9 protein-coding genes are annotated in these 10494 nt (G+C 56.1%); 6 read left to right on the top strand and 3 right to left on the bottom strand.

Annotated elements, in window-relative coordinates; translation table 11 throughout:
* The 6 genes from tkt to BJL95_RS16245 form a co-directional block, all read left to right on the top strand.
* Nucleotides 1–1971 (top strand): transketolase (gene tkt, locus BJL95_RS16270; protein WP_254786659.1); only part of this gene is annotated, 1971 nt, incomplete at its 5' end.
* Nucleotides 1972–2043: 72 nt separating this feature from the next.
* Nucleotides 2044–2322, top strand: a complete 279-nt coding sequence (locus BJL95_RS16265; RefSeq protein ID WP_064031736.1) for a hypothetical protein — start codon at nucleotides 2044–2046, stop codon at nucleotides 2320–2322.
* A 111-nt stretch (nucleotides 2323–2433) separates the two neighbouring features.
* Nucleotides 2434–3771 (top strand): hypothetical protein, encoded by a 1338-nt coding sequence (locus tag BJL95_RS16260; RefSeq protein ID WP_071159420.1) that lies wholly within the window; start codon nucleotides 2434–2436, stop codon nucleotides 3769–3771.
* A gap of 195 nt (nucleotides 3772–3966) precedes the next feature.
* On the top strand, nucleotides 3967–5664 hold the full coding sequence (locus BJL95_RS16255; protein ID WP_071159418.1) for a type I secretion system permease/ATPase: 1698 nt from the start codon (nucleotides 3967–3969) through the stop codon (nucleotides 5662–5664).
* A gap of 70 nt (nucleotides 5665–5734) precedes the next feature.
* Nucleotides 5735–7024 carry an HlyD family type I secretion periplasmic adaptor subunit gene (locus BJL95_RS16250; protein ID WP_254786831.1) on the top strand — a complete coding sequence of 430 codons (1290 nt, stop codon included), beginning with the start codon at nucleotides 5735–5737 and terminating at the stop codon, nucleotides 7022–7024.
* A 3-nt stretch (nucleotides 7025–7027) separates the two neighbouring features.
* A complete protein-coding gene (locus BJL95_RS16245) occupies nucleotides 7028–8365 on the top strand; it encodes a TolC family outer membrane protein (protein WP_071159414.1) in 1338 nt (445 codons plus the stop codon).
* Between the two features lie 97 nt (nucleotides 8366–8462).
* Here BJL95_RS16245 and BJL95_RS16240 read toward each other — a convergent pair whose 3' ends face one another.
* The 3 genes from BJL95_RS16240 to BJL95_RS16230 all read right to left on the bottom strand — a co-directional run.
* Nucleotides 8463–9569, bottom strand: a complete 1107-nt coding sequence (locus BJL95_RS16240; RefSeq protein ID WP_071159412.1) for a DegT/DnrJ/EryC1/StrS aminotransferase family protein — start codon at nucleotides 9567–9569, stop codon at nucleotides 8463–8465.
* Nucleotides 9566–9982 carry an FdtA/QdtA family cupin domain-containing protein gene (locus BJL95_RS16235; protein ID WP_064031731.1) on the bottom strand — a complete coding sequence of 139 codons (417 nt, stop codon included), beginning with the start codon at nucleotides 9980–9982 and terminating at the stop codon, nucleotides 9566–9568. Before BJL95_RS16235 ends, BJL95_RS16240 begins: the two co-directional genes overlap by 4 nt.
* The coding region (locus tag BJL95_RS16230) for a GNAT family N-acetyltransferase (RefSeq protein WP_139306289.1) at nucleotides 9972–10494 on the bottom strand (523 nt) is incomplete at its 5' end. The genes BJL95_RS16230 and BJL95_RS16235, both read right to left, overlap by 11 nt.

Below are 10494 nucleotides of genomic sequence, written 5' to 3'. Positions count from 1 at the left end.
AGCATGGACGCCGTCCAAAAAGCCAACTCCGGCCACCCTGGTGCGCCGATGGGCATGGCCGACATCGCTGAAGTATTGTGGAACGATTTTCTGAGCCACAACCCCACCAACCCCAAATGGCCGAATCGCGACCGCTTTGTCCTGTCCAACGGTCACGGCTCCATGCTGATTTACTCGCTGTTGCACCTGAGCGGCTATAACCTGCCGATCGACCAGTTGAAACAGTTCCGGCAACTGCACTCCAAAACGCCGGGTCACCCGGAATACGGCTACACCGACGGCGTCGAAACCACCACCGGCCCCTTGGGCCAAGGCATCACCAATGCCGTCGGTTTCGCCATCGCCGAACGCGCGCTGGCCGGTCAATTCAACCGTCCCGGCCACGACATCGTCGACCACCACACCTACGTGTTCCTGGGCGACGGCTGCTTGATGGAAGGCATTTCCCACGAAGCCTGCTCGCTGGCCGGCTCCATGGGCCTGGGTAAACTGATCGCCATCTACGACGACAACAACATCTCCATCGACGGCGAAGTGCGCGGCCACGGCGACGTCCACGGCTGGTTCCTGGACGACACCCCGAAACGCTTCGAAGCCTACGGCTGGCACGTCATCCCCAAAGTCGACGGCCACGACCCGGAAGCCGTGAAGAAAGCCATCGAGGCCGCCAAAAGCGTCACCGATAAGCCCTCCATCCTCTGCTGCCAAACCATCATCGGTTTCGGCTCGCCGAACAAACAAGGCAAGGAAGAATGCCACGGAGCCGCCCTCGGTGAAGCCGAAGTCGCCGCCACCCGCGAAAAACTCGGTTGGCCGCACGCCCCGTTCGAAATCCCCGCCGACATCTACGCCGGATGGGACGCCAAAGCCAAGGGCGCCGAACGCGAAGCCGCCTGGAACGCCCAATTCGCCGCCTACCAAGCCGCGCATCCGGCCCTGGCCGCCGAATTCGAACGCCGCGTGGTCAAAGGCCAACTGCCCGGCGACTGGAGCGAAAAAGCCAATGCCTTCATCGCCGACGTCAATGCCAAAGCCGAAACCATCGCCAGCCGCAAAGCCTCGCAAAATACCCTGAACGGCTTCGGCCCGCTGTTGCCCGAACTCTTGGGCGGCTCCGCCGACCTGGCCGGTTCCAACCTGACCCTGTGGAAAGGCTGCAAAGACATCAACGCCAGCGGATACGACGGCAACTACGCCTACTACGGCGTCCGCGAATTCGGCATGAGCGCCATCATGAACGGCATCGCCCTGCACGGCGGCTTCAAGCCCTACGGCGCCACCTTCCTGATGTTCAGCGAATACGCCCGCAACGCGTTGCGGATGGCCGCACTGATGAAAGCGCCGACCATCTTCGTCTACACCCACGACTCCATCGGTCTGGGCGAAGACGGCCCGACCCACCAACCGATCGAACAAACCGCCACGCTGCGCATGATCCCCAACATGCAAGTCTGGCGTCCGTGCGACGCGGTGGAATCGGCGGTCAGCTGGAAAGCCGCGATCGAACGCACCGACGGCCCGAGCACCCTGATCTTCTCCCGGCAAAACCTGCCGCACATGCCGCGCAGCCAAGCCCAGATCGACGCGATCGCCAAAGGCGGCTACATCCTGAGCGGCGAAGGCAATCCGGACGCCATCATCATCGCCACCGGCTCCGAAGTCGAACTGGCGGCGAAAGCGGCCGAAGCGTTGAGCGCCAAAGGCAAAAACATCCGCGTGGTGTCCATGCCGTCGACCAACGTGTTCGAAGCGCAAGATCAGGCGTACAAAGACAGCGTACTGCCGCCGAGCGTGACCGCGCGCGTGGTAGTCGAAGCCGGCGTGACCGACAGCTGGTGGAAATACGCGGGCAGCCAAGGCCGAGTCGTGGGCCTGGACCGCTTCGGCGAATCGGCCCCGGCCGGCCAACTCTTCAAGGAGTTCGGCTTTACCGTGGATAATGTCGTCGCTAATGTGGAAGCCGTGCTTTAATAGCCGGTAACTTGTCAAACGTCCCTGTCCGCCGGGCAGGGGCGATTCATACGGAAGAGGAAGGTGAGCACTATGAAAAGCGTGGAATTGAAACGGGGATTTTTCGTTGCGTTACTGTTAACCGCCGCGGCCGCGCAGGCCCAGGACTATCCGGCGGCCGATTTTCAGCCCAAGGTGGTTTACCGCGATCCGGCGCTTGCCGAAGCCGCGCCGACCGCGAGCTCGGCTCCGACAAGCGCCGCAGCGGTGCCGTGCGTCAATCAGCAGGCGCAGACGCAATCGGAAGCCGATCCCAAATATCCGGCCTCCAGCTTTCAACCCAAAGTCGTGTTTAGCGGCACCGGGTCGTAATACTCAGTTCGGCGGGCCAGGCTTGCTGCGCGGTTCGGGTTAATCCAACCGGCCAGTTCAGGTTGACCGGTCGATTAAAATAACAACGATAACATTCAGGAGTATTCTCAAATGGCAAATAATAGTTTGATGAATAGCTTATTCGGCTTGTTGCCGAGCTTTTTCTTCGATAAGCCTGGCGGTGGCGGTACCTCCGAGGGTAATAGCGAAGACGGAGGCACGCAATTGACCGGCGTGGCGCGTTACCTACAACGGCTGGAGCCGCAAACGGCCGACGACGAACCGGCATTGACCGGCGTGGCTCGCTATCTGGCGGCTCTTGAGCCGGCGGCGGTCGAGCCGGAAGCGGAGGCCGAAGCAGAAGTGATTGAGGAGGAGGTCGTCGAAGCCGTCGAGGTTGTCGAGCCCGAGCCGGTACCGACCGGTGTCGAAAAGTATTTGAGTCTGCAAGCTGAACATCCGGTTACCCGAGTCGCTAAGTATCTGATCAAGGAATCAATCCAGTCCAAGGCCGCGCCGATTACCGGCGTATCCAAATACGTTACCATGCACGATAGGGAAGACCATTCGGTAACCGGGGTTGCCAAATATGTTATTCGGCAAAATATGGCCGAATCTCCAGCGGTGACTGGCGTCGCTAAATACGTGCTAAAAAAAGACTTGGCGGCTAAGGATGTGCCGGCGGCAACCTCCGTTAGCAAGTACTTGGCTAAGCAGGCGCTGGTTTCCAAGGATGTACCTGTTTTGAGCGGCGTCGAAAAATATCTGGCTCGGCAAGACAAGTTATTGAAAGAGCAGGCGCCGTTAACCGGGGTCGCCAAATTCGTTGCCGAACAGGAGTTGGCTGCGCGTAAAGCTGCGGCGTCGGCTTTGGTGGCTCGCTACGCCGAAGCGGAAGCCAAATTGCAAGCTGAAAAGGCGGAGGCATTGATGAAGCAGGAACAAGCCGAGGAAATCGCATTTGCCGCCGAAGTCATTGTCGAAGGTTCGGCGGTGGATCGCTATCTGGCCCGTCAATCCGCGGCGGCCGAACTGGCGCCGAAGCCAACCGGTGTCGCTAAATATTTGGCCAGACAATTGCAGCTGCAAAGTCAGGCCGCGCCGGTTACCGGCGTGGCGCGTTATTTAGCCAAGCAATCCGTCTTAGCCAAACAATTGCCGACATTGACCGGTGTTGCCAAGTACGTCGCCAAGCAGCGGCTGGAAGTCAAGCCCGAGGTGGTGGTGAGTTCGGTTTCCAAATATCTTGCGAAACACGCCGTCGAAGAAAAGGCCGCCGGCGAAGTGACTGGGGTCGCCAAATACATGGCCAAGCAGGAAGTAGCGGATAGAGAGGTGCCTAGCGTGTCAGGCGTGTCAAAATACGTAGCCAGACAGGCGTTACAATCCGACGAAGTTAGCTATACCAGAACGACCGGTGTCGAGAAGTACTTGCGCAAGCAGGGCTAATCCCGCTTGACGGCACCCAAAGCCGGCGTACTCTTTTCGGGACGCCGGTTTTTTTTCACCGAAATTCGGCGGCTTTTTATCGTCAAGTGGCGGAGACGTCCCGTTGCGTAGGTAAAAAACAACATTCCCTAGGTAACAGCCAAAATCATGCTACTCTTGGAGGGCTAACTTTGGCCAGTATTCTTTCAACGCGTCGTGAGCATTTCCCAACCCACCGACATTCAAATTGCTCTTAAACTCTGTAAAGGGGCTTTTTTATCCGCCGCCGGTTTTAGCTTGATTATCAATATGTTGATGTTGACCTCGCCGTTGTATATGCTGCAAGTATATGACCGAGTGGTGGCGACCGGAAATCTGTCGACCTTGCTGATGTTGAGCTTGATCATGTTGATTTTGTTCGCGACGATGAGCGGTTTGGAATGGGTTCGTTCCCAAATACTGGTGCGTGTCAGTAGCCGTTTGGAGCTGCTGTTAAACGAACGATTGTTTCAGGTCGCTTACAAACAAGCGCTGTATTCCGGCGGACAGAGGGCGACATCACAGCCGCTAGACGATCTGACCGCGTTGCGTCAATTTTTGACCGGCAATGGCTTGTTCGCATTTTTCGATGCGCCGTGGATGCCGATCTATCTCGGCGTGATGTTCATTTTTCACCCGCTATATGGTTGGTTTGCAGTCGCGACGGCAGTTTTGATGGTCTTGATTGCCGTCGTCAACGAAAAAGTCACCGCCGCCACCCTGGATGAAGCCAACAAAGTGGCGATAGCCGGACGGGCCTTGGTGAATAAAAACCTCCGCAATGCCGAAGTAATCGAATCGATGGGCATGGCCGAGAATATCAAACAGCGCTGGCTGGCGGCCGCTAACCACGTTTTGATTTTGCAAGGACTTGCGAGTTCGCGCGCCGGCTTGGTCGGGGCGTTTTCGAAGGTAATCAGGCTGGCGTCGCAGTCGCTCATTTTGGGCTTGGGAGCTTATCTGGTGATACAAAAAGAAATCACCCCCGGATTGATGATCGCCGGTTCGATATTGTTGGGGCGCTCGATCGCGCCTATCGACATGTTGATCGCCAACTGGAAGGGATTTGTCAATGCGCGCGGTCAATATCGGCGGTTGAATGAAATCTTGCAGCGGATTCCCGCCGAACCCACGCGAATGACCTTACCTACACCGCGCGGCAGTTTTCAGTTGGAGGGCGCCGTCGTAACGCCGCCCGGCGCTAACGCGCCGGTGATCAAAGGGATAAGCTTAGCGATCAATGCCGGCGACATCGTCGGCGTTCTCGGCGCTAGCGGCGCCGGTAAATCGACGTTGGCTCGCGCCTTGCTCGGCATCTGGCCCACCTCCGGTGGGAAGATCCGCCTGGATCAGGCCGATGTCCATGCCTGGAATCGCAATGAATTGGGGCCTTACCTAGGTTATTTGCCGCAGGATATAGAATTGTTCGAAGGCACGATCGGTGAAAATATCGCCCGGTTTGGCGAAGTCGACGCGGTTAAAGTCGTCGAGGCGGCGAAAATGGCCGGCGTGCATGACCTGATATTGCATTTGCCCAACGGCTACGACACCGTCATCGGCGCAAACGGCGGCGCTTTGTCGGGCGGCCAGCGCCAACGTATCGGGTTGGCGCGCGCGCTTTACGGTGAGCCCGTCGTCGTCGTGCTCGACGAACCCAATTCGAATTTGGACGAACAAGGCGAGCAGGCGCTGGCTCAAGCGCTGGTTTTGCTGAAACAAAAGAGGGCTACCGTGATTCTGATTACCCATCGAAACAGCGTTTTGTCCAACGTGGATAAGTTAATGATCTTGAATGAAGGCAAGTTGGCGGTTTACGGGCCGCGAGACCAAGTGCTCGCCCATTTGCAACAACAAGCCCAGTCGCAAGCGTCGTGACCGGTATCGACCGCTTTTCCCGCCCATGGATGTGAAGAATTTGTCCCCGTCCGTCAAACCGAGCGCCGTAATGACACCGGTCGTCGACGATAGGCCGATACGCCTGATCGGCGTCATCATTTTGTTAGTGGCGTTTAGTTTATTCGCGCTGTGGAGTTATTGGGCGCCGATCGACGGGGCGGCGTTGGCCTCCGGCGTCATCACCGTCAAATCTCACCGTAAAACCGTGCAGCACCTGGACGGCGGCATCGTGCATCAGATCTTCGTCAAGGACGGCGACATCGTTCGAGAAGGGGATACCTTGTTGACACTTGACGGTACCGAAGCCCGCTCGCAATTGGAAGTACTTCGAGGGCAATCGATCACGCTGTCCGCGCAATTGGCCCGATTGGAAGCCGAGCGCGATCGGAAAGCCCGCATTGAATTCCCCGACAATTTGAGCCGCTTGGACGATAGCCGCGTCGCGGAAGCCAGAACTAGCGAGACCGAGCTATTTTCAGCCAGGCGTGTGGCCTTCGAAGGGCAAATTTCGGTTCTGAAACAAAAGATCAACCAGCTCAGTACCCAAATCGTCGGGATTAAAGGTCAGCGCCAGAGCAAGCAAGCATTGTCCGAGTCTTACGGCGAAGAGGCGAAGGATTTAAAAGAGTTGTTGGCCGAGGGGTTTGCCGACAAACAACGCTTGCGTGACACCGAACGCAATCATGCCAGTAACTCGGGTGACATCGCTTCGTTAACATCGCAGATCGCGGCCGCCGAAATTCAGATCGGCGAAACCAAGCTGGAGATACTGCAGCTTGAAAAGAAGTTTCAAGAAGAGGTGTCCGAGAAATTGAGCGAAGTTCAATCCCAGCTATTCGACGTTAATCAACGCTTGGCGGCGACCGCCGACAAGGTTAGCCGGATAGAGATCAAGGCTCCGGTTGGCGGGCGGGTGATGGGTTTGGCGATACATACCCAGGGCGGCGTGGTGATGGCTGGCAGTCCAATACTCGACATCGTGCCGCAACAAGAAGATTTGATCATTGATGCGCGGGTATCGCCGTTGGACATCGATCGGATACGGTTGGGCTTGGTCGCCGAGGTCAGGTTCAGTGCCTTTAAACAAGCGTTGACGCCGACTACCGAAGGTAAGGTTATTCATATTTCGGCCGATCGTTTCGTCGATGAAAAGGCCGACGCAGCCTATTATCAGGCCGAGGTGGAATTGACGCCGGAGAGCTTGCAAAAGCTGAAAAACCTGGAATTGGTACCCGGCATGCCGGTGGAGGTGATGATCCGGACCGGCGAGCGCACCGTCGTGGAGTATCTGATGCAACCCATCACCGACGCGTTCGCGCGGGCTTTCCGAGAGGATTGATCGATGCGCTCGACTAAGTTGATCTTATTGGGCTTGGCTGTTACGTTGGCGGGTCGGGCATGCGCCGACGACTTGCTGACGGTGTATCAGCAAGCATTGCAGGCGGCACCGTCGCTTAAGTCGGCCGACGTCAAAGTTGATATCGGCGCTGCGCAAACCGGCCAAGCCTTGGGCCAAATGCTGCCGCAAGTTACCGGAACCGCGAATTGGTCGGAAAATCGGTTGAACGTGCGAAATAGCGATTTGAGTTATTCGGGCACTCGTTATTATCTGTCGCTGAATCAGACACTGATCGATTTTGCCAAATTCTGGACCTGGCGGCGGGCGCGGGTAGCCGAATCGCAATACGAACTCGAGCGCACCGATGTGAGCAATCTTTTAATGTTCAGTGTCGTTGAACGCTACTTTGGCGTTTTGGAAGCGGAGGATCAACTTCGCTTCATTCAAACCGAGAAGCTTGCGATTCAACAGCAATTGCAGCAGGTGCAAAAGCGGTTTGCCAAGCAGTTAGTCAAAATCACCGATGTTTACGAGGTCGAAGCGCAACTGGATAAAATCGAGGCTGACCAAATCGAAGCCGAAAGCTTGGTTTCCTCGGCTAAGCAAAACTTGAGGGAGTTGACCAACCAGGAGCCGGACAGTCTACTAACCTTGCGCGAAAACATTGAATACAAGGAATTGGAAGGTAAGTTGGACGACTGGATCGCCGTGGCAACAAACGATAATCCGGCCCTGGCCGCGCAGCAGAAAGCCATCGAGGCGGCCGACAACGACCTCGTCGCCCAGAAATCCCGCCACCTACCGGTGGTCGACCTGCAGCTTAATTACTACGATACCAACACCGGTTATCAAAGTACTCTGCTGTCGAGTCAAACCCAAACTCAAGTCGCGGCGATTAACGTCAACGTGCCGATCTTTAGCGGCGGTACGACCATGCATCAGGTTCGCGAAGCGGAGAGCCGCTTGGCACTGAATCGCCACGCCGAGGAAGAAAAGCTGCGGACCGTGGTCAAGGAAACCAGCGATGCGTTTTTGACGTCGAACGCCAACGTCAGGCGGATTAAGGCTTCGATCAAGGCGTTGGAATCCGCTCAAAAGTCCCACGATGCGATGCAGAGTGCCTATAAATACGGTGTTGCCACCATCGGTGACGTTTTAGTCGCCCAGCAAACCGAGTTTCGAGCCAAGCGCGATTTGTTGCAGAGCAAATACGCTTATATTAAAAATCGCTTCAGATTTTTACAGGCCATCGGCGCTATCAGCGAGGAAAATTTGCAGGAAGTCAATACTTGGTTGGAGAAGCCGGTGCAAGCTTCTTCAGTCCCGAACCCTGAAAAATAGCCGCGCGATTTTGGTTATCACGCTTGGGTATATCCCGGTAATTCCGGCGAACTCTCGGCTGGCTTAGCCGCACCGAGAGCTTCGAACCGGACGTGTGTTAGTGGTGAAAGCCGGCGATGGCATCGATAACCGTGTCCACTTCGGTGTCGAGCATGCCTGGCCACATGGGTAGGCTCAGGCACTCTTGAGCAAGTTTCTCGGCAATCGGCAATGAAAATTCGGCAAACTCAGGATAACAAGCCTGGCGATGCGGAGGAATAGGGTAGTGAATCATCGTGCCAATTCCGGCGGCCTGCAAATGCTGCTGTAAGGCGTCGCGTTGGGGACTTAATACGACGTACAAGTGCCAAACCGGATCCGCCCAGTCCGGGACAAACGGCCGGATTAGATTTGAATTTCGCTGAATCAGGCTGTCGAATCCGACGTGGTAGCGGCGTGCGATTTCTCGCCGTTGCCGATTGTTTTCATCCAATACCTTGAGTTTGACACGTAAGAAAGCGGCTTGTAATTCATCCAGGCGGCTGTTTTGACCCAGTGTGTCGTGTTGGTATTTGATCGTGGAGCCGTAATTGCGAAGTCGCCGAATTTTTTCGGCCAATTCTCTATCGTTGGTGACCACGGCGCCGGCATCGCCGAGCGCGCCTAAATTCTTGCCGGGATAGAAGCTGGTGGCGGCCGCATGGCCCAGGCTACCGGCTTTTTTGCCGTAATATAACGCGCCTTGCGCTTGTGCGGCATCTTCCAGAACGAACAGCTGGTGCTTATCGGCGATGCGCATAATGGCATCCATATCGGCAACCTGGCCGTACAGATGGACTGGAATGATGGCTCGAGTGCGCGAGGTCACCGCCGCTTCGATACGGGACGGGGCCAAATTGTAAGTGCGAGCATCGGGCTCGACCGGGACGATGGTCGCTCCGGTGCGGGTAACCGCCAACCAGGTTGCAATAAACGTGTTGGACGGTACGATGACCTCATCGCCGACGCCTATTCCTTGGGCGGAAAGTGCCAACGCTAATGCATCGAGTCCGTTACCGACGCCCACGCAATGTTCGGCTTCGCAATACCTGGCGAATTCCGCTTCGAACTGCTCGACTTCTTCGCCGAGAATGAACCAACCGGAGGCCAAGACGCGTTTCAAGCTTTGCTCAAACTCGTTTTGCAAAGCCAGATTCGGCGTTTTTAAATTCAGAAACGGAATCATCGGCGCTTTTCTCTAGCGGCCTTCAGGAAGACGTCGTAGTCGCGGTAATAATCTTCTTCGGTGTAAAACTCCGAAGCCAGGACCAAGCAGACCGCGCCGGATGAAAAATTGTCCAAGTCGCGCCACATGCCGGGGGCGATATATAAGCCGTAATAGGAGCGGTTTAAATGAAACAGTTTCTTTTCGAAGCCGTCGTCCAAGGTTACGTCAAAGCTGCCAGACATCGCGATCATCAGTTGCTGTAATGTCTTATGACCATGCGCGGCGCGCGTGGCGCCGCCGGGAACGTCATATAGGTAATAGGTGCGCTTGATCTCGAACGGAACATGGCGCCCCGCCTCGATAAAGGTCAAGTTGCCGCGGGCATCCGGGATGCGGGGTAATTCGATGATTTTGCAATCGTTAATCGACATTTTCTTCTCCGGTTAATGGGATCTCGAAGAACTCATGTACGGTTCCTCCTCCGCCAAATTCCGTTTTGAATTTATAAAGTCCCTCATTCAGCACTTTGCCGGCCTGCTCGTTGCAGATACCAAAGTCGAGCCAACGCTTTCCGTCGCTGACGGCCTTGGTAATGCAGAAGTCGAACACCGCGTCCAGTGCGGAAAATTGATAGCCGATGTCATTCGCGGCGATATATTGAGTATGAATACAGGTCGCGGTGATAAACAATAAAACGCCGGCGACGACTTGGTCTTGGTGGGTGCCGCAAACGATTTGAATTTGATCGGGAAAACGCTCGGCGAGCATCGTGATTTCGCTCAAGCTATGAACCGGCCCGGTGCCATGTTTTCGCGCCAAATTCTCGGTTAATACCTGCCAAAATTCGCCCAGTAGGGCCATGTCACCGGATAGGCCTATCTGGTTTTTCCGCGCTTTATTCAAACTGCGCCGCCGCCGTTCGCTGATTCGCCCGCGCGGCGTC

The organism is Methylomonas sp. LWB (genome assembly GCF_001856095.1).
Taxonomy (GTDB): domain Bacteria; phylum Pseudomonadota; class Gammaproteobacteria; order Methylococcales; family Methylomonadaceae; genus Methylomonas; species Methylomonas koyamae_A.
Note: the sequence above shows the minus strand (reverse complement) of the source record. Positions and strands in the feature narration are given on the sequence as shown.

Bases quoted from the DNA above. Each gene is read 5' to 3' on its own strand.
- BJL95_RS16245 (WP_071159414.1), top strand. From the start codon at position 7,028: ATGCGCTCGACTAAGTTGATCTTATTGGGCTTGGCTGTTACGTTGGCG.
- BJL95_RS16240 (WP_071159412.1), bottom strand. From the start codon at position 9,569: ATGATTCCGTTTCTGAATTTAAAAACGCCGAATCTGGCTTTGCAAAAC.
- BJL95_RS16260 (WP_071159420.1), top strand. From the start codon at position 2,434: ATGGCAAATAATAGTTTGATGAATAGCTTATTCGGCTTGTTGCCGAGC.
- BJL95_RS16235 (WP_064031731.1), bottom strand. From the start codon at position 9,982: ATGTCGATTAACGATTGCAAAATCATCGAATTACCCCGCATCCCGGAT.
- BJL95_RS16265 (WP_064031736.1), top strand. From the start codon at position 2,044: ATGAAAAGCGTGGAATTGAAACGGGGATTTTTCGTTGCGTTACTGTTA.
- BJL95_RS16250 (WP_254786831.1), top strand. From the start codon at position 5,735: ATGACACCGGTCGTCGACGATAGGCCGATACGCCTGATCGGCGTCATC.